The sequence below is a fragment of the Lysobacter lycopersici genome, assembly GCF_007556775.1.
In the GTDB taxonomy this organism is placed as follows: domain Bacteria; phylum Pseudomonadota; class Gammaproteobacteria; order Xanthomonadales; family Xanthomonadaceae; genus Pseudoluteimonas; species Pseudoluteimonas lycopersici.
In genome coordinates, this window is sequence record NZ_CP041742.1 from 253753 (window position 1) to 278299 (window position 24547).

The 24547-nt window shown below is 67.8% G+C and carries 23 protein-coding genes; 18 read left to right on the forward strand and 5 right to left on the reverse strand.

All coding sequences use genetic code 11. The annotated features are described in order from the left end of the window. Positions 1 to 13: 13 nt before the first annotated feature. From FNZ56_RS01415 to era, 6 genes are all read left to right on the forward strand, one after another. Complete coding sequence (locus FNZ56_RS01415) at positions 14 to 1549, forward strand: DegQ family serine endoprotease (RefSeq protein ID WP_143878143.1); 1536 nt, start codon at positions 14 to 16, stop codon at positions 1547 to 1549. A 164-nt stretch (positions 1550 to 1713) separates the two neighbouring features. Beyond that, the gene (gene lepA, locus FNZ56_RS01420) at positions 1714 to 3507 is read left to right on the forward strand and encodes a translation elongation factor 4 (RefSeq protein WP_143878144.1); all 1794 of its coding nucleotides are present in this window, start codon (positions 1714 to 1716) and stop codon (positions 3505 to 3507) included. Positions 3508 to 3642: 135 nt separating this feature from the next. Beyond that, on the forward strand, positions 3643 to 4446 hold the full coding sequence (gene lepB, locus FNZ56_RS01425) for a signal peptidase I (RefSeq protein ID WP_143878145.1): 804 nt from the start codon (positions 3643 to 3645) through the stop codon (positions 4444 to 4446). 76 nt (positions 4447 to 4522) lie between these two features. Further along, positions 4523 to 4909 carry a DUF4845 domain-containing protein gene (locus tag FNZ56_RS01430; RefSeq protein WP_143880224.1) on the forward strand — a complete coding sequence of 129 codons (387 nt, stop codon included), beginning with the start codon at positions 4523 to 4525 and terminating at the stop codon, positions 4907 to 4909. After that, positions 4887 to 5564 (forward strand): ribonuclease III, encoded by a 678-nt coding sequence (gene rnc / locus FNZ56_RS01435; RefSeq protein WP_143878146.1) that lies wholly within the window; start codon positions 4887 to 4889, stop codon positions 5562 to 5564. The genes FNZ56_RS01430 and rnc overlap by 23 nt, the downstream gene beginning before the upstream one ends. A gap of 46 nt (positions 5565 to 5610) precedes the next feature. Next, on the forward strand, positions 5611 to 6531 hold the full coding sequence (era, locus tag FNZ56_RS01440; RefSeq protein WP_143878147.1) for a GTPase Era: 921 nt from the start codon (positions 5611 to 5613) through the stop codon (positions 6529 to 6531). Between the two features lie 24 nt (positions 6532 to 6555). Here the strand turns inward: era and FNZ56_RS01445 are convergent, their stop codons facing one another. Then, entirely contained in the window at positions 6556 to 6981 is a 426-nt protein-coding gene (locus FNZ56_RS01445) for a hypothetical protein (RefSeq protein WP_143878148.1), read from the reverse strand. Between the two features lie 95 nt (positions 6982 to 7076). Between FNZ56_RS01445 and recO the strand changes: the two genes are divergently transcribed. Further along, complete coding sequence (recO, locus tag FNZ56_RS01450; RefSeq protein ID WP_143878149.1) at positions 7077 to 7823, forward strand: DNA repair protein RecO; 747 nt, start codon at positions 7077 to 7079, stop codon at positions 7821 to 7823. Here the strand turns inward: recO and FNZ56_RS01455 are convergent. Further along, positions 7805 to 8503 (reverse strand): response regulator, encoded by a 699-nt coding sequence (locus FNZ56_RS01455; RefSeq protein ID WP_143878150.1) that lies wholly within the window; start codon positions 8501 to 8503, stop codon positions 7805 to 7807. The genes recO and FNZ56_RS01455 overlap by 19 nt on opposite strands. A 33-nt stretch (positions 8504 to 8536) precedes the next feature. Between FNZ56_RS01455 and FNZ56_RS01460 the strand changes: the two genes are divergently transcribed. The 11 genes from FNZ56_RS01460 (at position 8537) to FNZ56_RS01510 (ending at position 19386) form a co-directional block, all read left to right on the forward strand. Next, positions 8537 to 10561, forward strand: coding sequence for an AsmA family protein (locus FNZ56_RS01460; protein ID WP_143878151.1), 2025 nt, complete (start codon positions 8537 to 8539; stop codon positions 10559 to 10561). Between the two features lie 52 nt (positions 10562 to 10613). Beyond that, the gene (locus tag FNZ56_RS01465) at positions 10614 to 11228 is read left to right on the forward strand and encodes a YdbL family protein (RefSeq protein ID WP_246064649.1); all 615 of its coding nucleotides are present in this window, start codon (positions 10614 to 10616) and stop codon (positions 11226 to 11228) included. Positions 11229 to 11368: 140 nt separating this feature from the next. Further along, entirely contained in the window at positions 11369 to 12712 is a 1344-nt protein-coding gene (rlmD, locus tag FNZ56_RS01470; protein WP_143878152.1) for a 23S rRNA (uracil(1939)-C(5))-methyltransferase RlmD, read from the forward strand. Positions 12713 to 12821: 109 nt separating this feature from the next. Next, entirely contained in the window at positions 12822 to 13349 is a 528-nt protein-coding gene (locus FNZ56_RS01475; RefSeq protein ID WP_143878153.1) for a CYTH domain-containing protein, read from the forward strand. Then, on the forward strand, positions 13350 to 14402 hold the full coding sequence (gene nagZ / locus FNZ56_RS01480; RefSeq protein ID WP_143878154.1) for a beta-N-acetylhexosaminidase: 1053 nt from the start codon (positions 13350 to 13352) through the stop codon (positions 14400 to 14402). Next, positions 14399 to 14959 carry a hypoxanthine-guanine phosphoribosyltransferase gene (locus tag FNZ56_RS01485; protein ID WP_143878155.1) on the forward strand — a complete coding sequence of 187 codons (561 nt, stop codon included), beginning with the start codon at positions 14399 to 14401 and terminating at the stop codon, positions 14957 to 14959. Before nagZ ends, FNZ56_RS01485 begins: the two co-directional genes overlap by 4 nt. Positions 14960 to 14968: 9 nt before the next feature. Beyond that, a complete protein-coding gene (locus FNZ56_RS01490; protein WP_143878156.1) occupies positions 14969 to 15364 on the forward strand; it encodes a hypothetical protein in 396 nt (131 codons plus the stop codon). Further along, a complete protein-coding gene (locus FNZ56_RS01495) occupies positions 15361 to 16110 on the forward strand; it encodes an S-methyl-5'-thioinosine phosphorylase (RefSeq protein ID WP_143878157.1) in 750 nt (249 codons plus the stop codon). Before FNZ56_RS01490 ends, FNZ56_RS01495 begins: the two co-directional genes overlap by 4 nt. Positions 16111 to 16113: 3 nt before the next feature. Beyond that, positions 16114 to 17355, forward strand: a complete 1242-nt coding sequence (locus tag FNZ56_RS01500; protein ID WP_143878158.1) for an FAD-dependent oxidoreductase — start codon at positions 16114 to 16116, stop codon at positions 17353 to 17355. Positions 17356 to 17448: 93 nt separating this feature from the next. Continuing rightward, on the forward strand, positions 17449 to 17655 hold the full coding sequence (locus FNZ56_RS01505; protein WP_143878159.1) for a cold-shock protein: 207 nt from the start codon (positions 17449 to 17451) through the stop codon (positions 17653 to 17655). 81 nt (positions 17656 to 17736) lie between these two features. After that, positions 17737 to 19386 carry an acyl-CoA dehydrogenase family protein gene (locus FNZ56_RS01510; RefSeq protein ID WP_407070503.1) on the forward strand — a complete coding sequence of 550 codons (1650 nt, stop codon included), beginning with the start codon at positions 17737 to 17739 and terminating at the stop codon, positions 19384 to 19386. A gap of 52 nt (positions 19387 to 19438) precedes the next feature. Here the strand turns inward: FNZ56_RS01510 and FNZ56_RS01515 are convergent, their stop codons facing one another. The 3 genes from FNZ56_RS01515 to FNZ56_RS01525 all read right to left on the reverse strand — a co-directional run bounded on the left by FNZ56_RS01515 (position 19439) and on the right by FNZ56_RS01525 (position 24510). Beyond that, positions 19439 to 21559, reverse strand: coding sequence for an Ig-like domain-containing protein (locus tag FNZ56_RS01515; protein WP_143878161.1), 2121 nt, complete (start codon positions 21557 to 21559; stop codon positions 19439 to 19441). A gap of 128 nt (positions 21560 to 21687) precedes the next feature. Next, entirely contained in the window at positions 21688 to 22710 is a 1023-nt protein-coding gene (locus tag FNZ56_RS01520) for an SDR family oxidoreductase (protein ID WP_143878162.1), read from the reverse strand. Between the two features lie 9 nt (positions 22711 to 22719). Beyond that, a complete protein-coding gene (locus FNZ56_RS01525; RefSeq protein WP_143878163.1) occupies positions 22720 to 24510 on the reverse strand; it encodes an ABC transporter transmembrane domain-containing protein in 1791 nt (596 codons plus the stop codon). Between the last annotated feature and the right edge of the window lie 37 nt (positions 24511 to 24547).

Here is a 24547-nt window from a genome sequence, read left to right on the forward strand (position 1 = left end):
AGGTCGCATCCCGATGTCCGTTCCTTCCCTCCGCGCGCTAGCCCTGGTCGCCGCGACGGCCACCGCTACCACCTTGCTGGTCAATCCGCCGCGGGCCACCGCGCAGACGCCTCCACCCGCCGCGCCGGCGCCGCAACTGGTCGCGGGCTTGCCCGATTTCACCGGTCTCGTGCAGCAGGTCGGGCCGGGCGTGGTGAACGTGGAAGCGACCATCAGCGGGCGCACCGCGCGCGCGCAGCAGGCGCGCCAGGGCATGCCGGACCAGGACCAGATTCCCGAAATCTTCAAGCGATTCTTCGGCCCTGATTTCCAGATGCCTGGCATGCCTGGAGGACCCGGCGCGCCGCAGCAGCCCGACGACGGCCCGCAAGGCGTGTCGATGGGTAGCGGCTTCGTCATTTCGCCCGATGGCTACGTGCTGACCAACCGCCATGTCGTCGATGGCGCCGATTCGGTGATGGTGAAGCTCACCGATCGCCGCGAGTTCAAGGCCAAGGTGGTCGGCAGCGACAAACAATCCGACGTGGCGCTGCTGAAGATCGACGCCAGCGGCCTGCCGGCGGTGCGCATCGGCGATTCCAACCAGCTCAAGCCGGGGCAATGGGTGGTGGCGATCGGCTCGCCGTTCGGCCTCGACCATTCGGTCACCGCCGGCATCGTCAGTGCGGTCGGTCGTTCGAACCCTTACGCGCAACAAAATTACGTACCCTTCATCCAGACCGACGTTGCGATCAACCAGGGCAATTCCGGTGGCCCGCTGCTCAATACCCGCGGCGAAGTGGTCGGCATCAATTCGCAGATCTTTTCGCAGTCCGGCGGCTACATGGGCATCAGTTTCGCGATTCCCATCGACATGGCGATGGGCGTGGCGAAACAGCTCCGGACCACCGGCAAGGTGGAGCGCGGGATGATCGGCGTGCGCCTGCAGGAGATCGGCAGCGACGACGCGCGTGGCCTGGGCCTGCCGGACACGCGCGGTGCGCTGGTCAGCGAAGTCACCGCTGGCAGCGCGGGCGAGAAAGCCGGGTTGCAAGCGGGTGACGTGATCCGCGGGGTGAACGGCAACGCGATCATGCAATCCAGCGACCTGCCGCCGATCATCGGTTCGATGGCGCCGGGGACGCGGGTGGACCTGTCGATCCTGCGCGACGGCAAGACCCTGGAGGTGCCGGTCACCTTGTCGCAACTCTCCGATGGCGTCGCGGCGAACGATGACGAAGACAGTGCGCCCGGATCGACGCCGAAGGCGAGCGCGGGCAATGCCCTCGGGCTGGTCGGCGAGGACCTCGACGGCGACGACCGCAAGCAGCTCGGCCTCAAGCCGGGCGAGGGCGTGGGCATCGCCCGCGTCGAAGGCCGCGCCGCGCGCAACGCGGGCCTGCGCCCGGGCGACGTGGTGCTGCAGGTCGGTCGCGCCAGCGTCGGCAGCGTCGCCGCGCTCGACCGCGAACTCGGCAAGGTCGGCAAGGACCAGACCGCGATGCTGTTGGTGCGCCGCGACGGCGCGACCCAGTTCGTGGCGGTGTCGCCGGGCGGCAGCGACGAATGAGCCACGCCCCGCACCCGGCCGCGACGCCGTGCCGGGTGCGGTTTTCGCGTCGGATCCCGCCGGGCCGGCGCAGGCGGGCGGCGTGCGATAATCCCGCGTTCCCCGCATTCGCCGGCCGACGACGGCCAACGCCGCCGCCCATGTCTTCCGATCCGTCCGCAGCCATGCGGAACATCCGCAACTTCTCCATCATCGCCCACGTCGACCACGGCAAGTCGACGCTGGCCGACCGCATCATCCAGATCTGCGGCGGCCTGCAGGAACGCGAGATGGAAGCGCAGGTGCTCGACTCGAACCCGATCGAGCGCGAGCGCGGCATCACCATCAAGGCGCAGTCGGTCTCGCTGCCGTACACCGCGCGCGATGGCCAGGTCTACCAGCTCAACTTCATCGACACCCCAGGCCACGTCGACTTCAGCTACGAAGTCAGCCGTTCGCTCGCCGCCTGCGAAGGCGCGCTGCTGGTCGTCGATGCGGCGCAGGGCGTCGAGGCGCAGTCGGTGGCGAACTGCTACACCGCGGTGGAGCAGGGTCTGGAAGTCGTGCCGGTGCTGAACAAGATCGACCTGCCGACCGCCGACATCGATCGCGCGAAGTCGGAAATCGAAGCGGTGATCGGCATCCACGCCGACGATGCGGTCGCGATCTCGGCCAAGACCGGCATGAACGTGCCCGACGTGCTCGAGGCCATCGTTTCGCGCATTCCGGCGCCGAAGCCGCGCGACACCGACAAGCTGCAGGCGCTGATCATCGATTCGTGGTTCGACAACTACCTGGGCGTGGTCTCCCTGGTGCGCGTCATGCAGGGCGAGATCAAGAAGGGCGACAAGCTGCTGGTGATGTCGACCGGGCGCACCCACCAGGTCGACGACGTCGGCGTGTTCACGCCCAAGCGCAAGGTGCTGCCGAAATTGTCGGCGGGCGAAGTCGGCTGGGTCACCGCCTCGATCAAGGACGTGCACGGCGCGCCGGTCGGGGACACGCTCACGATGGCGAACGATCCGGCGCCCAAGCCGCTGCCGGGTTTCCAGGAAATGCAGCCGCGCGTGTTCGCCGGGCTGTTCCCGGTCGACGCCGAGGACTACCCGGCGCTGCGCGAGGCGCTGGAGAAGCTGCGCCTCAACGACGCCGCGCTGCGCTTCGAACCGGAAAGCTCGGAGGCGATGGGCTTCGGCTTCCGCTGCGGCTTCCTCGGCATGCTGCACATGGAAATCGTGCAGGAACGCCTGGAGCGCGAATACAACCTCAACCTGATCAGCACCGCGCCGACGGTGGTGTACGAGGTGCTGAAGACCGACGGCAGCGTGGTGCCGCTCGACAACCCGGCGAAACTGCCGCCGGTGAACATGGTCGGGGAAATCCGCGAGCCGATCATCCGCGCCAACATCCTCACCCCGCCCGAGTACATCGGCAACATCATCAAGCTGTGCGAGGACAAGCGCGGCGTGCAGGTCGGCATCACCTACATGGCCAGCCAGGTGCAGATCGCCTACGAGCTGCCGATGGCCGAGGTGGTGCTGGACTTCTTCGACAAGCTGAAGTCGGTGAGCCGCGGCTACGCCTCGCTCGACTACCACTTCCTGCGCTTCGATGCCGGCCCGTTCGTGCGCGTGGACACGCTGATCAACGGCGACAAGGTCGATGCGCTTTCGATCATCGTGCATCGTTCGCATGCCGATCGCCGCGGCCGCGAACTGACCGAGAAGATGAAGGACCTGATCCCCCGGCAGATGTTCGACGTCGCGATCCAGGCCGCGGTCGGCGCGCAGGTCATCGCCCGCACCACGGTCAAGGCGTTGCGCAAGAACGTGCTGGCCAAGTGCTACGGCGGCGACGCCACGCGCAAGAAGAAGCTGCTGGAGAAGCAGAAGGAAGGCAAGAAGCGGATGAAGCAGGTCGGGCGGGTCGAGATCCCGCAGGAGGCCTTCCTCGCCGTGTTGCAGGTCGATAGCAAGTAATTCGGGCCCCTCTCCCGTCGGGAGAGGGGTTGGGGTGAGGGGCGAGCGAAGCGATTTCTCTCCGTTTTCCCCTCATCCGGCGCTACGCGCCACCTTCTCCCGGCGGGAGAAGGGGACATGACATGAGGAGTTGAAATGCGCTGGTTCGAAATCGCCCTGGTCGTCCTGACCCTGTTCTCCGGCCTGGTCTGGCTGGTCGACAAGCTGTGGTGGCGCAAGGCGCGCGCCGCGCGCGCCGGCCTGCTGGACGAAAAAGAGCCGCTGATCGTCGACTATTCGCGCGCGTTCTTCCCGGTGCTGGCGCTGGTGCTCGGCCTGCGCAGCTTCGTCGCCGAACCGTTCCGCATTCCCTCCAGCTCGATGATGCCGAGCCTGCTCATCGGCGATTTCATCCTGGTCAACAAGTTCGCCTACGGCCTGCGCCTGCCGATCACCAACGCCAAGTTCCTGCCGCTGGGCGAGCCCAAGCGCGGCGACGTGGTGGTGTTCCGCCCGCCGCACCACCCGGACGAGGACTGGATCAAGCGCATCGTCGGTTTGCCGGGCGATACCGTCGCCTACCGCGACAACACCGTGTACATCAACGGCCAGGCCGTGCAGTACCGCAAGGTCGGCACTTACACCGGAACCGGCCGGGGCACGGAGGCCAGCGGCGCGACGTTGCTGACAGAGGAACTTCCCGGTCGCTCGCACCCGGTGCTGGAGCGCGAGGACATGCCGTACTTCCTGCAGGGCGAGGGCGAGTGGAAGGTGCCGCCCGGCCAGTACTTCGTGATGGGCGACAACCGCGACAACAGCGAAGACAGCCGGTTCTGGCCCGAAGGCGCGCATTTCCTGCCCGAGCAGAACCTGCGCGGCAAGGCCTTCCTGATCTGGATGCACTGGGACCGCAGCGCCGGCGGGGTCGATTTCCACCGGATCGGCGACAGCATCCAGTGACATGGCGACCGCGCCCGACCTGCGCCACAATGGCCGGGCGGGCGCACCGGGCGCCGCATCCAACGAAGGGGACGCGATGATGCGCAGTCAACGGGGAATCACCCTGATCGGGTTCGTGGTGATACTGGCGCTGGTGGGCGTGTTGGCCTATCTCGGCATGAAGGTCTTCCCGATCTACGAACAGTTCTTCAGCGTGCGCTCGGCGATGAAGGGCGTCTCCAGCGAGCCGGGCGTGGCCCAGATGGATCCGGCGAAGATCAAGGACCTGTTCTTCCGCCGGCTCTACGTCAACTACGCGGACGAGGACCTGAAGCCGGAGAACGTGAAGGTCGAGCGCAAGGACAACGGTTACACCCTGACCGTGAATTACGAAGTCCGCCGGCCGCTGATCGCGGACCTCGACATCATCGGCAAATTCAACGAAACCCAGGCCCTGGTCGGTGGCGGCAGCACCGACGAGTGACCGGATCGGCCATCGCTTCAACGCGCCGCAACTGCTCGCGCAGGCGCTGACGCACCGCAGCGCCGGCGCCCCGCACAACGAACGGCTGGAATTCCTCGGCGACGCACTGGTCAACCTGGTCGTCGCGGAGGCGCTGTACCTGCGCTGGCCGCGCGCCGACGAGGGCGCGCTGACCCGCGCCCGCGCCGAACTGGTGCGCGAATCCGCGCTCGCGGCCATCGCGCGCGAACTCGACCTCGGCCCGCGGCTGACCCTCGGCCCGGGCGAGATGAAAAGCGGCGGCCACCGCCGCGATTCCATCCTCGCCGACGCGCTCGAAGCCGTGGTCGCGGCGATCCACCTCGACAGCGATTTCGACCACTGCCGCGAAGTGGTACTGCCCTGGTTCGAACCCGCGTTGGCCGCGCTGCCGCCGCCGAACAAGGTCGGCAAGGATGCCAAGACCCGGCTGCAGGAATGGCTGCAGGCGCGGCAACGCGCGCTGCCGGTGTACGAACTGGTGTCCGAATCCGGCGACGACCACGCCAAGGTCTTCCGCGTCGCCTGCACGCTCGCCGAACCCGCGGCCAGGGCTGAGGGCGAAGGCAGTTCGCGCCGCGCCGCCGAGCAGATGGCGGCGGAAGAGGTGCTGGAACAGCTCGAAGCGAGGCGCTGATTTCCTTCTCCCGCTTGCGGGGAGAAGGAAATGCAACAATCCCCGCATGAACACCTCCGCTTTTCACGCCGGCACCGTGGCCGTCATCGGCCGCCCCAACGTCGGCAAGTCCACCCTGGTCAATGCGCTGGTCGGGGCCAAGGTCAGCATCACCTCCAATCGCCCGCAGACCACGCGCCACCGCCTGCTCGGCATCGCCACCTTCCCGCACGGGCAGTTGCTGCTGGTCGATACGCCTGGCCTGCACCGCGAGCAGTCGCGCCACGGCGGCAAGGCCATGCACCGGGCGATGAACCGCGCGGCGCGCGGTGCGCTGGAGGGCGTGGACGCGGCGATGCTGGTGATCGAGGCGGGGCGCTGGGACGACGGCGACACGCTGGCCTACGACGCGCTGCGCGAGGCCAAGGTGCCGGTGGTGCTGGTGGTGAACCAGGTCGACCGGACCAAGGACAAGACGCAGTTGCTGCCCTTCCTCGCAGAGGTGAGCAAGGATCGCGATTTCGCGTCGGTGCATCCGGTGTCCGCGCTCAAGCGCAAGGGGCTGGAGCCGCTGGTCGAAAGCGTGCTGAAGCTGCTGCCGCAGCAGCCGGCGCTCTACGCCGAGGACGAGATCACCGACAAGAGCCAGCGTTTCCTCGCCGGCGAGCTGCTGCGCGAGCAGTTGATGCGCCAGCTCGGCGCGGAACTGCCGTACGCGACGACGGTGGAGATCGAGCGCTTCGAGGAGGAACCCTCTGAAAAGACGGGCGCGATGTACCGCATCGGCGCGGTGATCTGGGTGGAACGCGACGGCCAGAAGGCCATCGTCATCGGCAAGGCCGGTGCGCGGTTGAAGGAGATCAGCACCAAGGCGCGGTTGTCGATGGAGGCGCTGTTCGGCTGCAAGGTGTTCCTCGAGACCTGGGTGCGGGTGCGCGAGGGCTGGAGCGACGACGAGGCGGCGTTGAAGGCGTTCGGTTACGAGTGAGTCGCATCGCGTTTGCAGGCGCGGTCATGGTCTCTGGAACCAAGCTTCGAGCCCGAGTCGTTTTTGTCCAACTTGATGAGTCCTGCAGGTCGCCCGATAGTAATTGTCGCCATCGGCATCGAGCGCGCAAGACATTTCCGTCACCGGCTTCGTGTAGTACCGGACAACGAGTGCCTTGATCTTGTCCATCCCGCAACTCTCCATCCATGCATCGCCGTTGACAATGTCAGCACCGGTCGTTCGGGTGATCGCGTAACTGTCCTTGCCGATGCCAAGCACGAGAGTGCCGGTATAAGCAGCGCCCGTGGCTGGATCCTTGCCGACGATTTCGTAGCTGCCATCTAGTCCCGCTGGCACTTCCGGATCCAGCAGCATGCGTTCGCAGAAACTGGTGGCGAGGGCGTGACTTGGAATCGTCGCGAGAATCATCACCATGAAAACGGCTTTCATCGATATGCGCACGAAACAAGCCTTCGTCTGGGCGACAGGTCCATCGTGCCGTCCCGTCCAGAACCGGTCAACCAAGCCTCGGCCATAATCCCGCCATGCTCCGCCTCGCTGCCGAACCCGCCTTCGTCCTGCATGCGCGCGCCTGGCGCGAGACCAGCCTGCTGGTCGAAGTCCTGAGCGAGCAGCACGGCCGCGTCGGCTTGGTAGCGCGCGGGGTGCGCGGGCCCAAGGCGCATCAACTGCGCGCGGCGTTGCAGCCGCTGCAGCACGTGCGCTTCGACGCGGTGCAGAGCGGCGAGCTGGCGCAATTGCGTAGCGCCGAGGCGTTGGACGCCGCGCCGCAGCTTTCCGGCGATGCGGCGCTGGCCGGGTTCTACGCCTGCGAACTGCTGCTGCGGCTCGCACCGCGGATGGATCCGCATCCGGGGCTGTATCGCGCGTTCGGGCGTTGCCGCGCACGGCTCGGGCTGGGAGAACCCGTCGCGTGGACGCTGCGGCGCTTCGAACGCGATGTGCTGGACGAGCTCGGTTTCGGTTTCGCGCTGGATGCGGACGGCGACGGCGAAGCGATCGATCCCGCCGCGCGCTACGTGCTCGATCCCGAACATGGTCCGCGGCGGATGCGCGAGGTACGCGGGCGTGACGAGGCCGCAACCGGCAGCGGCCTGCTCGCATTGGCCGAAGACCGCGAGCCCGAAGACGAGGACCTCGCCAGCCTGCGGCGCGCGTTGCGGCCGGTGTTCCTGCACCACCTCGGCGGGCGCGGGTTGAAATCCTGGGAACTGGTCGGCGAACTCGGGCGGCTGGTGCCGCGACAGAAGCCTCAGCGCGACGGTGCTTGATCCAGCGTGTCCTGCAGGGTGTCGAGCACGCGTTGCAAAGCCGCTTCCGATTGCGATTCCTGCAAGGCCTGCACCGCGTCCGCGAGCCGCGCCGCGCCGACGAAGCCGCAACTCGCGCGCAGGCGATGCAGCGTGTCCTGGCGCGTGCCGGCATCGACGATCCGTGCGCGCATGCCCGGCAGTTCGTCGAGGAACAATTGCCGCAGCACGGCGACGTGCTCGGAGTTGCCGTTGAGCGCGGCCAGCGCCGCGGCGTCGTCCCAGAGCGGGCGTTCGCCGTAACGATGGGTCGCCACGTCCTCGACGTGCGCACCGGGGCTGACCTGCAACGCGCGGCGCAACGCGGCCTGCCACGACGCGGCATCGATGGGCTTGGCAATGGTGCCGGCGAATCCCGCGGCGCGCAGTTCGGCATGCGTGTCTGCGTCGCGCGTCGCGGTGTGGGCAATGGCGGGCGTGTCGAATCCGGCTTCGCGCAATTGCGCGAGCAGCTCCGCGCCGGTGGCGTCGGGCAGGTTGGCGTCGAGCAGCCACAGGTCGAAGGCGGTGGCGTTCGCCAGCCTGCGCGCGGAGGTGGCATCGCCCGCGACCGCGACCGTGGCGGGCAGGGCGGCGGTCGCGGCTTCGAGGAAGGCGCGCGACACCGGGTCGTCCTCGACCAGCAGGATGTTCGGGTTCATCGCGTCCTCGCTTCCGCTGCGTATGCTGTCCCGGTGACGCGCACGATCCTACTCCTGCTGGCCTTGCTTGCCGCCGCGATGCCCGCGGGCGCACGCACCGCGCATGCGCGCATCGCCCGCATCGCGACCGCGGTGGCGACGCTGCAGGGCGTGGACGCGCGCCTCGACTGGCCGGCCGATGCCGAGGCCGGCGATCTCGTCATCCGCGCGCAGCAAGTCGACGCGCCCGACCTCGGCTACCACTACCGCAATGTTGCCTGGTCGTGTCGGCTGCAACGCGTGCCGGACAACGGCTGGGCCTGCGCCGGCGACCTGCGCGGAAGCGGCAAGCCGCTGCGTTTCGGTGTCCGCTTCGACGACAAGGCAACCGTCGCCGAACTGGCGCAGGGCGGTTCGCGCATAGCCCTGCACCGCGACGCGAAGACGCCCGATCTCACGCGGCTCGATTTCGCACGCGTGCCGCTGGCCTGGGCGCAGGCCTTGCTGGCGCAGGCCTGGTCCGACGGGAAACTCAAATCCGGCACGCTCGACGGGCGCCTCGACATCGCCGCGCCGAAAGACCGTCCATTGCGGATCACCGGCGATCTCGCCGTCGCCGATGCGGCGCTGGAAACGCCGGACGGCGGCATTGCCGCGGACAAGCTCGCCGGCGATCTCCGCATTGACTATCGCAAGACCAACGCACTCGGCCTGCTCGAACTCGATGGCAGGCTGCACGGCGGCGAATTCCTCGCCGGCAACACCTACATCGCCTTGCCGGCGACGCCGGTGTCGCTGTCGCTGGACGGTATGCAGCGCGCGGGACGGGGCTGGGAACTGCCGCGCATCGCATGGCGTGACGGCAACGTACTTGCCGCCGATGGCAGCGCTGCGTTCGCGAACGACGCGACCTTGCACGCGCTCGACCTGCAACTGCACAGCAGCGACATGGGTCCGCTGCGCGATCGTTATCTTTCCGGCTGGCTGGGCGTGTTCGGGCTCGGCAACGTCGAACTCTCCGGCGCCTCGGACCTGCGCATCGCGATGCGCGATGGAATGCTGCAGGTCGTCGATGCGAACCTGCACGGCGTCGACCTGCGCGAACCCGACGACCGCTTCGGTTTCCGCGGCCTCGACGGCGACGTGCGCTTCTCCGCGTCCACGCCGGTGGCGAGCGAATTGCGCTGGCAGTCGAGCCGCCTGTACGGGCTGGATTTCGGCGCGGCGACCTTGCCGTTCGCGAGCGAAAACGGCGAACTCGTGTTCCGCGAACCGGTGGTCGTGCCGGCGATGGGCGGCACCATGACGTTCGCGCACATGACCCTGCGGCCGCCGAGCGGCGATGCCGGCATGGACATCCGCTTCGCTATGGCGCTGGACAATATCGACTTTGGCCGGGTGTCGAAGGCGCTGGGCCTGCCGGCGTTCCAGGGCACGCTGGGCGGCGAGATTCCGTCCGCGCACTACGCCAACGAGCGGCTGGATTTCGATGGCGGGCTGGCGATGAAACTGTTCGACGGAGAAGTGCGCTTCAGCGACCTGTCGATGGAACGCCCCTTCGGGGTCGCGCCCAGCCTCAGCGCGAACATCGATTTCCAGGACCTCGATCTGCTGCGACTCACCGAGATCCTCGACTTCGGCAGCATCACCGGCCGCCTCGACGGTCATGTCCACGACCTGCGACTGGTGGACTGGACGCCGGTCGCGTTCGATGCGGAAATGCACAGCGTGCGCCGCGCGGGGACGAAGCAACGCATCAGCCAGCGCGCGGTGCAGAACATCAGCAGCGTCGGCGATGCCTCGTTCGTCAGCAGCCTGCAGGGCAAGCTGATCGGCCTGTTCGACGACTTCGGTTACGCCAACCTCGGCATCTCCTGCCGGCTGGCGAACGAGGTCTGCGACATGGGCGGCCTCGGGAATTCACCTCGCAGTCAGGCCGCCAACAGTTTTACTATCGTCGAAGGCTCCGGCCTGCCGCGCCTGGACGTGGTCGGTTTCAACCGCAGCGTCGACTGGCCGACCCTGGTCGAACGCCTGGAGGCGGTGGGCAAGGGCGACGTGAAGCCAGTGGTTGAATGATTCGTTGTTGAATGATTCGTCGAATGATTGTCTTTCCACCACGGAGAATCGGATGAAAACCTGGAAGGCGATGCGAACCCTGTTCGGCGCGAACATGGCGATGCTGGCGCTGGCCGCCTGCGTGACCATCAACGTCTACTTCCCGGCGGCGGAAGCCAAGGCCGCGGCCAAGGAGTTCGTCGAGAAGGTGATCGACGAGGCGCAGCCGGCAACGCCGGCCGAGGAAAAACCCGCCGACAACGGAAACGGCGGAATGGCGTTCCGCTTCGATCCGCTCTCGCTGATCGGCATCGGCGAAGCGAAGGCGCAGGGCGCACCCGACATCACCATCAAGACCCCGGCGATCCAGGCGATCCAGGCGCGGATGGAAGCGCGATTCAATTCCACCCTGCGCGCGGGCTTCGATTCCGGCGCGCTCGGCTTCACCGCCGACGGCCTGGTCACGGTGCGCGATGCGTCCAAGCTTGCGCTCAAGGATCGCGTGGCGATGAACACCGCGGTCGCCGACGACAACCGCGACCGCAAGGCGGTGTATCGCGAGGTCGCGGTGGCGAACGGCCATGCCGAATGGGAAGGCCAGATCCGCAACGTGTTCGCCAAGCAGTGGGTCGACAGCGCGCGTTCGGGCTGGTGGTACCAGTCGGGCGGGAGCTGGAAGCAGAAATGATTTGAACTCCCTCCCCTTCGCCGAAGGGGAGGGTTGGGGTGGGGTTGCGCATCCTTCCAACCCCCTCCCAGCCTCCCCCTTCCGCGGAAGGGGGAGGAGAAGTCGGCGACAATACCCGGCCACCCGCAGCACTCGTCCCCGTGGCCCGTCTCGACCCATCCCCCAAGACCGTTTCCATCAACGACCTGAGCCACGACGGCCGCGGCGTGGCGCGCTGGCCGGAAGGCCATGCCCACGCCGGCAAGACCGTGTTCGTGAGCGGCGCGTTGCCCGGCGAAACGGTGAGCGTGCAGCAGACCGCGCGTTCGCGGCATTTCGACGAGGCGAAGACGCTCGAAGTCCTCGTAGGCTCGCCGGATCGGGTCGAACCGCGTTGCCCGCATTTCGGCACCTGCGGCGGTTGCGCGTTGCAGCACCTCGCCGAATCCCGGCAGATCCACGCCAAGCAGCGCGTGCTGCTGGAGAACCTCGAACGCATCGGCCACGTCGCGCCCGAGCGCGTGCTGCCGCCGCTGACCGACGCGGCCTGGGGTTACCGGCGCAAGGGGCGCTTTTCCGTGCGCCGGGTCGAGAAGAAGGACAAGACGCTGGTGGGATTCCGCGAACAGGATCCGCGTTTCGTTGCCGACCTGCGCGAATGCCACACCGTCATCCCGCAGGTCGGCGAACGCGTCGCCGCCTTGTCGGCGCTGGTCGACGGCATGGACGCCCGCCGCGACATTCCGCAAATCGAGTTCATCGCCGGCGACGCACGCGAGGAGTTCGACGGCGTGGCGCTGGTGTTCCGCCACCTGCAGCCGCTGTCGGACGCGGATCGCGACAAGCTCGAAGCCTTCGGCAGGGAACACCGTTTCGCGATCTTCCTGCAGCCAGGCGGCATCGATTCGGTGCATCCGTTGTGGCCCGCGGATCCGCAACTGGCGTTCCGCATCCCGCGCTGGAACATCGAATTCGCGTTCCGGCCGCTGGATTTCATCCAGGTCAACGCCGGCCTCAACGAAAAGATGATCGCCAGCGCGCTCGAATTGCTCGACGTGCAGCCGGGCGAACGCGTGCTCGACCTGTTCTGCGGGCTCGGCAACTTCACCCTGCCGCTGGCACGCGGCGCCGGCCATGTGGTCGGCGTGGAAGGCGATGCCGGATTGATCCGCCGTGCGCGCGAGAACGCGCAGCGCAACGATCTCGCCAACGTCGAATTCCATGCCGCGGACCTCGCAACGGATTTGTCGTCGCAAGGTTGGATGAAGTCCGGCTTCGACAAATTGTTGCTGGATCCGCCGCGCTCCGGCGCGGACGTGGTGCTGAAGCAGTTACCGTTGAAGGGGTTGAAGCGCATCGTCTATGTGAGCTGCCATCCGGGTTCGCTCGCCCGCGATGCCGGCTACCTCGTCAACGAGCGCGGCTGGAAGCTGCGTGCGACCGGGGTGATGGACATGTTCCCGCATACCGCGCACGTCGAGTCCATCGCGTTGTTCGAACCCTAACCGCCGTCATTCCCGCGAAAGCGGGAATCCAGTCTTTTATTATCTTTTCTTAATATCGAGAAACGAGATTCCCGCTTTCGCGGGAATGACGAGCAAAAGCGGAAACTTCATGCCCATCGAAATCGAACGCAAGTTCCTGGTGGCGAATGACGGCTGGCGCGCGGCCGCGCACAAGGTCGTGCCGATGGCGCAGGGCTACCTCAACGATCTCGCCATGGTCGATGGCGGGGCGATGAACACGTCGGTCCGCGTGCGGATCGAGGGCGAGGAAGCGCGGCTCAACATCAAGTCGCGCGAGCTCGGCGCGTCGCGGCAGGAATTCGATTACCCGATCCCGGTCGCGGATGCGCGCGCGCTGCTCGCGCTCAGCGTCGGTGGCCTGGTCGACAAGCGCCGGCACTACGTCGAATTCGAAGGCCATCTGTGGGAAGTCGACGAATTCCTCGGCGACAACGCCGGGCTGGTCGTGGCCGAAATCGAGCTGTCCAGCGTCGATGAAACCTTCGCCAAGCCCGGCTGGCTGGGCCCGGAAGCCACGCACGCCCAGCGCTACTACAATCTGGCCCTGGCCTCGCGCCCGTATTCGCAATGGAGCGACGACGAGCGCGAGGCGCTGGATTTGATACAAGGACGATAGATGCTGCAGATCGGCGTTTCCGGGCACGAACTCACCGCGCGCGAGCGCGACTGGCTGCGGCACGATGCCTGTGCCGGCGTGGTGCTGTTCGCGCGCAATTTCGCATCGAAGGCGCAGGTCGCCGAGCTCACGCAATCCATCCGCGAGGCCGCGCCGCGGCCGCAACTGATTGCGGTGGACCAGGAAGGCGGCCGCGTGCAGCGTTTCCGCGAGGGTTACAGCGCGCTGCCGCCGCTGAGCGGTTTCGATCAACTCTATCGCCGCGATGCCGACGTGGCGCTGGCATTGGCGCGCGAACACGCGTGGCTGATGGCCAGCGAGATCCGCGCCACCGGCATCGACATCAGCTTCGCGCCGGTGATCGACCTGGAACGCGGCAATCGCGCCATCGGCAACCGCGCGTTCTCGCCAGATCCGCAGGTCGTCGCCGCGTTCGCGCGTGCCTACGTCGGCGGCATGCACGAGGCCGGCATGGCCGCGACGCTCAAGCATTTCCCGGGGCACGGTTCGGTGCCGGAAGACACGCATTTCGACGCCGCGGTCGACGACCGTTCTCTGGACGAGATGCGTGCCAACGACCTCGTTCCATTCGTCGCCGGCATCGCCGCCGGTGCCGACGCGGTGATGATGGCGCACGTCACCTATCCGCAGGTCGCGCCCGAGCCGGCCGGCTATTCGCCACGCTGGATCGGCGAGATCCTGCGCGATGAAATGAAATTCCGCGGCGTGGTGTTCTCCGACGACATCGGCATGGCCGCGGCGCATTCGGCCGGCGGCACCAAGGCGCGGGTGGAAGCGCACCTCGACGCCGGCTGCGACGTGGTGCTGGTCTGCCATCCGCAGATGGTCGAGGACGCATTGCGTGCGCTCGAAGGCCGCAAGTCCAACACCATGGCGCTGGCCGGACTGATCGGTCGCGGCGCGCTGGGCTGGGACGGCCTGCTCGCCGATGCGCGTTACGAACAGGCACAGTCGCGCATGGGCACGGTTCCGATTGCGACACAGGATGCCGGCGCGACCTCCGGCGCGATCAACGTGGGAGACGTGGCATGACCGCACCCGACTTGCGCGAAGTCCTCGCGACCGCCGAAGTGATCCACGACCGCGCGACGCTGGAAGCGGCGATCGAACGCATGGCCGGCGAAATCGCGGGCGAATACGCCAACGACGCCCGGCCGCCGCTGTACATCACGGTGATGCACGGCGGCCTGCCGTTTGCGGCCTCGCTGGCGATGGAGCTCGGCACGCTCGGCATCGACCTAGAGTTCGATTACCTGCACGCCACGCGTTATCGCGGGCAGACTTCCGGTTCGGGGCTCGCGTGGCTGCATCGCCCGGCGACGCCGATGCAGGGCCGCCGCGTGCTGCTGGCCGACGACATCCTCGACGAGGGCCACACGCTGCTGGCGGTGAAGCGCTGGTGCGAGGACCAGGGCGCGGCCGACGTGCGCGTGGCGGTGCTGGCGGTGAAGGTGCACGACCGCTGCATCGAGGGCGTGTGCGCGGATTACGTGGGGGTCGAGGTGCCGGATCGTTACGTGTTCGGTTACGGCATGGATTACCACGAGCAGGGCCGCAACCTGCCTGCGATTTACGCGCTGGCGGAGTAGGGTCGTCAGGTGAAAACGCCGACGTTCCCTTACTGCATTCCGCATCGTCGGGAACTTTCTTTGCGCGAACGTGAGATGCTCGCGTTTTTGCTTTCTGAAAATGCCCCACAGCGACTTGATGAGCTGGAACATCTGACCGTCGTCGCGCGTTGCGGCTGTGGTCGATGCCCCGGGGTTTTGTTCGGAAAAGACGCATCGGACGAGCCAGTCACCCAAGGCGCCAGGTTGATTGCAGACATGATGACCACCCCAGCCGACAAGGGGTTCATTGGCGTGATGTTGTGGGCGACCGATGCGCGCATAACCGAGCTTGAGCTCTGCAGTTTTGGCGACTTCGACATCACCGAGCTTCTATCGATTTCCGAATTGAAGCCCTTCGTGGCGACCCAAGGAAACGCACAATGACGATCGAACTCGCGGTGATCGGCGGCACCGGGGTGTACGCGCTCGGCGAACTCGCCGATGTCGAAAGCCACCAGCCGGTCACGGCCTACGGCGCGCCGTCGGGGCCGATCCGCGTCGGGACTTATGCCGGCAAGCGTGTGGCCTTCCTCGCGCGCCACGGCGAAGGCCATTCGCTGCCGCCGCACAAGATCAACTACCGCGCCAACCTCGCCGCGCTCAAGGCCGTCGGCGCGAACCGCGTGCTGGCGCTGAACACCGTCGGTGGCATCACCGAACGCTTCGGCCCGCGCGTGCTGGCCTGCCCGGACCAGCTCATCGACTACACCTGGGGCCGCGTCTCGACCTTGTGCGAAGAACCCGGCACCGAGGTGCTGCATGTCGATTTCGGCGATCCCTACACCGCGTCGCTGCGAAGCGAAATCGTGTCCGCTGCGCAACGCGCGAACGTCGCGCTGGTCGATGGCGGCTGTTACGGAGCGACTCAGGGCCCGCGTCTGGAAACCAAGGCGGAAATCGCGCGCATGCGCCGCGACGGCTGCGACCTGGTCGGCATGACCGGCATGCCCGAAGCGGGAATCGCGCGCGAACTCGGGCTCGACTACGCCTGCCTCGCCATCGTCGCCAACTGGGCCGCCGGCGCCGGTCCCGATGCCGACGAAGTCATCACGCTGCAGGACGTGCTCGACAACGTCGCCGCGGCGATGGGCGATGCCGCGCGCCTGCTGCGGGCCATGCTCGGCGGCTAAGGCATGGCCACACCGCGCCGGCGCATCGGCATCGTCGGCTACGGCACCGGGGGACAGGCCAGCGCGCTGGCGCTGATCGAGTCCGGGCACGAAGTCGAGGTGTTCGAACGCGTACCGGATCCCGGGCCCGCGGGTGCGGGTTTCCTGCTGCAACCGACCGGATTGCAGGCGTTGTGGAGGCTGGGCTTGCTGGACGAGGTCCTCGCCCTGGGCGCGCGCGTGTCGCGATTGCATGGCGAAACCCGCGAAGGCCGCGTGGTGATGGACATGCGCTACGCCGACCTCGATCCGCTGTTGCACGGTGTCGGCCTGCAACGCGGGGCCTTGTTCGAATTGCTGCACGCGGCCATCGGCGGGCGCGCGCGACTGCATGCGGACACGATCATCGCCGAACTCGATTGCGAAGGCGGCCGCCTGCGCGATGCGCACGGCCGCTGGCACGGACCGTTCGATGCGATTGTCATTGCCGACGGTTCGGCATCGACCCTGCGCGAAACGGTATCGCCGACGCGGCTGGATCGCCCGTATCCCTGGGGCGCGCTGTGGTGCCTGGTGCCGGAAGGAGATTGGCCCTGGCGCGACGAATTGCGGCAGCGTTATGCGCTGGCGCGGCGGATGGCCGGTTTCCTGCCGGTCGGTCGCGCACCCGGGGAAACCGCGCGCAAACTCGGCTTCTTCTGGAGCCTGCCAACCATGCGATTCGATGCGTGGGAACGCGAAGGCCCGGAGGCATGGCTGCGCGACGTGCAAGCCCTGTGGCCCGAGGCGCGCGAATGCCTCGGCACCGGTTTCGACACATCCCGGCTCGCGCGCGCGGCTTATCGCGATGCGATCCCGCGGCACTGGTGGCGTGGTCGTGCGCTGCTGCTCGGCGATGCCGCGCACGCGATGAGCCCGCAACTCGGGCAGGGCGCGAACATGGCGCTGGTCGATGCGGTGTCGCTGGCGGATGCCTTCGAACACGCGGCTGCATTGCCCGAAGCATTCGCCATGCATGCGCGCGAACGTCGCCGCCACCTCGCCGCCTACCACCGCTACAGCCGCTGGCTGACGCCGCTGTTCCAGTCCGAGCGCGACCTGCTGGCGCGGATGCGCGACGTCGCGTTCCATCCGTTCGGCCGCCTGCCGCCGGCGCGCGGGCACATGCTGCGGGTGTTGTCCGGCATCCAGCAGGGATGGCTCGGGCGCTACCGGTTGCAGCCGGGCTTCGTCGATGCCCTGCGGCGGATGCCGCCAGCGGGGTGATTGCAAGCGCCACCCGCGCTTTGCATACTCGCGACGCCGGCGGCCGCCCCACGCGCCGAGGCAGACATCGCCACCAATGAGGTCACACGCGCCATGCAGTACGGAACAGTGAAGTGGTTCAACGATGCCAAGGGTTTCGGTTTCATCGCCCCCGAAGACGGCAGCGCCGATGTGTTCGTGCATTACTCGGCCATCAATTCCAAGGGCTTCCGCAGCCTGCAGGAAGGCCAGCGCGTCAGTTACGAGGTCCAGCAGGGCCCGAAGGGAGCGCAGGCCGCCGGCGTCCAGCCCGTCGCCTGAATCCGTTGCAGCGATCATTTCGAAAGCCCCGCGCATGCGGGGCTTTTTTGTGCCCCGGGTTTCGTTGCGCGCAGAATGGCGATACCCGGAGGCCAGACGATGCAGGCATCGCCGTTCGACACGCACGAAGTGGGCAACCAGCCGCCGCCGTTCGCACCGCGCGACCTGTGGGCGGATGACATCGCCCTGCGCGAGGCGGTCGGCCGCGAGGGCGGTAACGCCTTCGCGCCGCGACTTGCGGACTACGGCGCGCTGGCCGGCGGCGAACTGCTGCGGCTCGCCGACGAGGCGCACCGCGACCGCCCGCGCCTGCGCACGCACGATCGCTTCGGCCACCGCATCGACCGGGTCGAGTTCAACGCCGCGTACCACGGGGTGATGGAAGCGGCGATCGCGCACGGAGTCGCCGGCTTGTCCTGGCACGAGCCGCGACCCGGCGCGCATGTCGCGCGCGCCGCATTGAGCTATCTGCATTACCAGGCCGAACCCGGCAGCAGTTGCCCGCTGACCATGACCCACGCCGCGGTACCGGTGCTGCGCCACGAACCCGGCTTGCGCGAATGGGCCGGCAAGGCCATCGCCCCGCATTACGACGGCCGCGACGTGCCGATGGCGGAAAAGCGCGGCGTCACCCTCGGCATGGGCATGACCGAGAAACAGGGCGGCAGCGACGTGCGCAGCAACACCACGCGCGCCACGCCGCTGGCGGGCGAAGGCGAATACGCGCTGGTCGGGCACAAATGGTTCTTTTCCGCGCCGATGTCGGACGGCTTCCTGGTGCTGGCGCAGGCGCCCGGCGGATTGACTTGCTTCCTGCTGCCGCGCTGGCGGCCGGACGGCACCAAGAACGCGCTGCGGCTGATGCGGCTCAAGGACAAGCTCGGCGACTGGTCGAACGCGTCTTCCGAAGTCGAATTCGAAAACGCATGGGCACGGCGCATCGGCGACGAGGGCCGCGGCATCGCCACCATCCTCGAGATGGTCATGCTCACCCGCCTCGACTGCATGCTCGGTTCCGCCGGGCTGATGCGGATGGCGCTGGCGCAGGCGACGCATCACGCGCGGCATCGCTCCGCGTTCGGCAGGAAGCTCATCGACCAGCCGCTGATGCGCAACGTGCTCGCGGACCTCGCGCTGGAATCGGAGGGCGCGACCGCGTTCGCGCTGCGCGTCGCCGGCGCGGTGGATCGTGCCTCGGGCGACCTGCGCGAAGCCGCGTTCGCGCGCATCGCCACCGCCATCGGCAAGTACCGGATCTGCAAGCGCGCGCCGGCGTTCGCCAACGAGGCGCAGGAATGCCTCGGCGGCAATGGCTACGTGGAGGAATCGCTGTTGCCGCGCCTGTACCGGCAGGCGCCGCTGAATTCGATCTGGGAAGGAAGCGGCAACATCCAGTGCCTGGACGTGTTGCGCGCATTGGCGAAGGAACCGGAAACACGCGATGCGCTGATCGCCGAACTGCAGGCCGCCGCAGGCATCGATCCCGCGTTCGACGCGGCGCTGGCGGCGGGCGAAGCGGCCTTGTCCGCGCGAACGGACCAAGGCGGTGCGCGCGCCCTGGTCGAACGCCTCGCCTTGCTGCTGCAGTCGGCGACGCTGTTGCGCGCCGGGAATCCGCTGGCGCGCGACTGGTGCGCGAGCCGCCTCGGCGGCGCCCGCGGCGATGGTTACGGCACGCTCGCCGCCGGCATCGAGCTCGATGCCGCGATCGGGCGGGTGTTTCCGGGCTGAAAACGAAAACGGCCCCGCGCGATGGCGGGGCCGTTCTCGGCGCTGCGATGGGTCAGGGCGTCGAGACTTCGTAGAAGTTCAGGCGCTGCGCCACGATTTCGTCGCTGGTGCTGTGGCCGTCGTACGGGCCCAGCGCGCCATCGCCATACAGTTCCTCCAGCACGTAGATGCGGTTGCCGTCCACCGCGATGCGTTGCCAAGTGCGTGCCTTGTAGGCCTCGCACACGCCGAGCTGGATCGGGCCGCAGAACGTGGTGTAACCGCCGAAGGCCGGACTCCAGTAACTGGTCGCGAGCATGGTGCCGTCCGGAGGCGAGAGCCAGCTGAGCGGGGAGCCGGTGGTGCTGCCGTCGGCGTACTGGTTGAACAGGCTGCCGGTCGAGCCGGCACCATCCAGGCGCACGTAGAACTGGCCGAAGTCGATCACGCTGGTCGAGCTGATGCTGAAGCCGCTGAGCCAGCTTTGCGCGAGGTTCACGCCGGAGAAACCGCTGCCTCCGTCGCTGACGTAGGAGGCGCCGAAGCTGGCGGCATACCCACCCGCGGTATCGAACACGGCCATGACCGCATCGCCGTGGCTGCCGTCGTTGCCGATGCGCGTGTAGGTGGTGGTATCGCCGTTGTCGGGATAGGTGACGACCAGCGAGCCGTTGCCGTCGATGCTCCAGTCGAAGGCACGGCTGAAATGGCGGGTGTCGGTGCTGTTGCCGGTGCCGTTGGCGTTGAACGAGAACATCGCGGCACCCGCGCCGTTCGCGAGCGGCGCCGGCCGGCCGTTCACCGCGAACGCGCGCGGCGTCGCGAGTTCGCCGGCGGTGTAGGGCAGGATCCCGCTGCCGTCCTCGATCGCGTGCGTGGTGCCGGAACTGACGTAGGAGCCGTCGGGGAATTCGCCGCCGGGGTAGTGGTAGTCGACCAGGCTGTTGTATGCGTAGATGTCGTGGGCGCCGCCTTCGTACAGCTTGACCATGTCGAAGGAACCGACGGTGTCGATCCGCTGGTAGGTGACGCCGTCGAACGTCACGTAGTTGATGGTGGGCATCGGGTGGTCCGCGACGATGTGCAGGGCGCTGCCGTCGAAGGACCATGCGATGCCCGGGTCCGGGTTCGCGACCGTGACGTAGTCTGTGCCGGTGCCGTCGGCGTCGAGTTGCAGGCGATCGCCCTGGATATAGCCGGTGCTGACCGTGCCGGGCGTGCCGAACTCCTGGATCAGGTTCATGGTGCCGACGAAATCGCTTTCCTCGGCGGGAACCACCACGTTGGCGTCGGCGACGGTCTGTGCGATCGCATTGTCGATCGCGCCCGGATCGTCCGCGTTCACGTCGGCGACGAACCCGGCCAGCGCGTCGGGATTGCTGATCAACGCGTAGGTATTGTCGACGCCGGCGGGCAGCGGGTACGTGCCGTCCGCGACCAGCTTGATCGCCGCCGCCATCTGCGTCAGCGAGTTCACGTCGATCGAACCGGCCACGAGGTCGAGGTCGTCCTGGTCGACGAGATCCTGCGAACCGTTGGCGAAGTACAGCAGGTAGGCCTGCGCGGTGCTGAGCTGGGTGACCTGCACCTGGTTGTTTTCGTCGCGGGTCAGCACGCCGTCGCCGGCCTCGCCACGGATCTTGTCGATGCCGCCGACCGTGCTGCGCAATTGCACCTGCGATTGCGCGCCCTTGCCGAAGGCGTTGAGCTGGACCAGGGTTCCCCCGGAACCGGAGACGGGCAGCGAGTAGTTGCCGTTCGCATCGGTTGTGGTGAGGAAGCGCGCGATGCCGACGTTCGCGGTGACGGTTGCGTTGGCCAGCGGGGCATCGGTCGCCACGCCCTGCAGGACGACGACATTGGCGCCACCCACGGTGAGCGTGACCTTCTGGTTCGCCGCGCGGCCGCTGGTGCCGATCACCGAATAGCGGAAGCTGTCGGCGCCGGCATAAGCCGCGTTCGGCGTGTATTCGGCCCGGCCCGACACCCAGCGCACCTTGCCGTGCAGGGGTTTCGTGAGCGCGACGCTGCGGATCTTGCCGATGTTGCCGTCGTTCGCGAGGACGTTGATGAGGACGGTGCTTCCGGTCGGTGTCCAGACCGCATCGGGTTGGCCGGGCGTGGCGGCCCGGGCCTGTCCTGCGCACATGCAGGCGCACAAGGCCGCCATCAAGGCGGCGTGTCGGTGTTTCATGGCGATTTCCCCCTGTTGCATTGCAAAACAGCGGGCAGGAACGCCCACCGTTCCCGGCTTTTTATCTTCAAATCGCGATCGGGCGCAAGCCGATCGCGGGATTTTGGCCATTGCGTGGGCGCGAGCGGCTACACCAGGCGCAAGCGCAACAGGCTTTCCGCGGTCGCGACCAGCGCGTCCCCGTTGCGGCGCGGCGACCAGCCCAACAGGCGTTGCGCCTTCGCGGAGGTCGCGTTCTTGGCCTTGCCGAGTTCCGGCACGATCTGCCTCACCGCCGGGTCGCGCAGCGCGGCCAGTTTCACCAGCCAGTTCGGCAGTTGCCGCGTGGGCACGCGTTTCGCCGCAGCGCCTAGTCGTTGCTTCAATGCCAGCGCCATGTCGCGCACCGGCATGAAATCGCCGGCCACCGCGAGGAAACGTTCGCCTTTCGCGGCGGGATCGAGCATCGCGCGCAGGTGCAGGTCGACGACGTCGCGCACGTCGACCACGCCGAACGACAGTTGCGGGCAGCCGGGCATGGCGCCGGCGAGCAGGCGCTGCACCAGCAGGATCGAGGTCGCGTAGTCCGCGCCGAGCACCGGCCCGAACACGCCGACCGGGTTCACCGTCGCCAGCTCCAGTCCGCCGCCTTCGCGCGCGATGAAATCCCAGGACGCGCGTTCGGCCAGCGTCTTCGATTTCACGTAGGCGGATACGTCGCCGCCGTCGAGGTCCGTCCACGTCGTTTCGTCGAACGGCGCCTGCTGCTCCGCGTGGCCGTAACCCACCGCCGCGAACGAGGACGTCAGCACCACCCGCTTCACGCCGGCATCGCGCGCGGCGCGCAGCACGCGCAACGCGCCCTCGCGCGCGGGGACGATCAGTTCGTCCTCGTGTTTCGGGATCGTTTCCGGGAACGGCGAGGCGACGTGCAGCACGAAATCGCAGCCGGAAACCGCTTCGCGCCAGCCCTCGTCGCGGGTCAGGTCGGCGGCGAAGAAACGCAGGCGTTCGCCGGCATCGGCGCCGTTCGCCGCGAGCAAGGCGCGGACTTCCGGTTCGCGGCGCAGGTCGCGCACGGTGGTGCGCACCTCGTGCCCGGCCTGCAGCAGTTGCAGCAGCGCATGGCCGCCGATGAAACCGGAACCGCCGGTGACGAGGACCTTCGCCATGTCGCTCCTTCAGTCGAGGAACTGCAGTTTCGCCAGTTCGGCGTACAGCCCGCCCTGCGCCATCAATGCGTCGTGCGTACCCTCTGCGACGATGCGGCCGGCATCCATCACCACGATGCGGTCGGCCCTGAGCACGGTGGCGAGGCGGTGGGCGATGACCAGGGTCGTGCGCCCGTGCATCAGGTGCTCGAGCGCGGCCTGAACCGCGCGTTCGCTCTGCGCGTCGAGCGCGGAAGTCGCTTCGTCCAGCAGCAGGATCGGCGCGTCCTTGAGCAGCGCGCGGGCGATCGCGATGCGCTGCTGCTGGCCGCCGGACAGGCGCGCGCCGCGTTCGCCGAGTTGTTCGTCGAAGCCCTTGGGCAGCGCGGCGATGAAATCGTCGGCTTCCGCAGCCGCGGCGGCGGCGCGGACCTCGTCGTCGCTGGCGTCGAGCCGGCCGTAGCGGATGTTGTCGCGCGTAGTGGCGGCGAACAGGGTCGGCGACTGCGGCACCAGCGCGATGGCTTCGCGCAGTTGCGCAGGGTCGAGCGTGCGCACGTCGGTGCCGTCGATGGCGATTCGCCCGAATTGCGGATCGTGGAAGCGCAGCAGCAGCGAGAACACCGTGCTCTTGCCGGCGCCGGACGGGCCGACCAGCGCCACGGTTTCGCCGGGCGACACGCGCAGGCTGAAATCGTCCAGCGCCGGCAAATCCGGCCGCTGCGGATAGCGGAAGGTCACGCCATCGAGGGAGATGTCGCCGTGCAACGGCGTCGGCAGCGATGCCGGATGCGCGGGCGCGACCACGCCGGCGGTTTCCACCAGCAATTCGTTGATCCGGCCCATGCCGCCGGCGGCTTTCTGCAACTCGTTCCACACCTCGGCCAGCGCGGCCACGGAACCGCCGCCGAACAGCGCGTACAGCACGAACTGGATCAGGGTGCCGGCGCTCATGCGCCCGGCGATGACATCGTGCGCGCCCGACCACAGCACCAGGGTGATCGCACCGAAGAACAAAGTGATCGTGGTGCCTGTCATCAGCGACTGCGCGCCGATGCGCCTGCGCGCGGTCGCCACCGTGTTCGCGACCGCCTCGGCGAAGCGCCCGCGTTCGTACTGCTCGCGCGCGTGCGCCTGCACCGTGCGCACCGCGCCGAGGGTTTCGGTGGCGAGCGCGTTGGCATCGGCGACGCGGTCCTGGCTGCTGCGCGCTATCTTGCGGATGACGCGCGCGCCGACGATCACCGGCACCACCGCGACCGGGATCCCGACCAGCGCCCACGCCGCCAGCTTCGGGCTGGTGACGAACAGCATCACCAGCGCGCCGATCGCGGTGATCGAACTGCGCAGCGCGATCGACATCACGCTGCCGACGATGTTGCGGATCAGCTCGACATCCGCGGTCAGGCGCGAGACCAGTTCGCCGCTGCGGTTGCGGTCGTGGAAGGCGGCGTCGAGGCCGATCAGGTGCGCGTACAGTTGCTTGCGCAGGTCGGCGACCACGCGTTCGCCCAGCAACGAGACGAAGAAGAAGCGCGTCGCCGTTCCCAGCGCCAGCACCAGCGCCACCGCGAACAGCAGCAGGAAGGCGCGGTCGATCTCGCCCGCGCCGCCGCTGCGGAAACCGTGGTCGATCATGGTGCGGAACGCGACCGGCAGGCTCAGCGACGCGGTCGAGGACACCGCCAGCGCCAGCAGCCAGCCGCTGAACAGGCCCATGTGCCGGCGCACGAACGGCCACAGCGCGCGCAAGCTGCCGAGCGGCGCCTTGCGACGGGCCTCCGGCGTTGTCGGTGCGGTTGTCGCGTCGGTATCGGGCATGGTTCGCGCGTCCGTCGATCCGGATCGGTTCGAATCG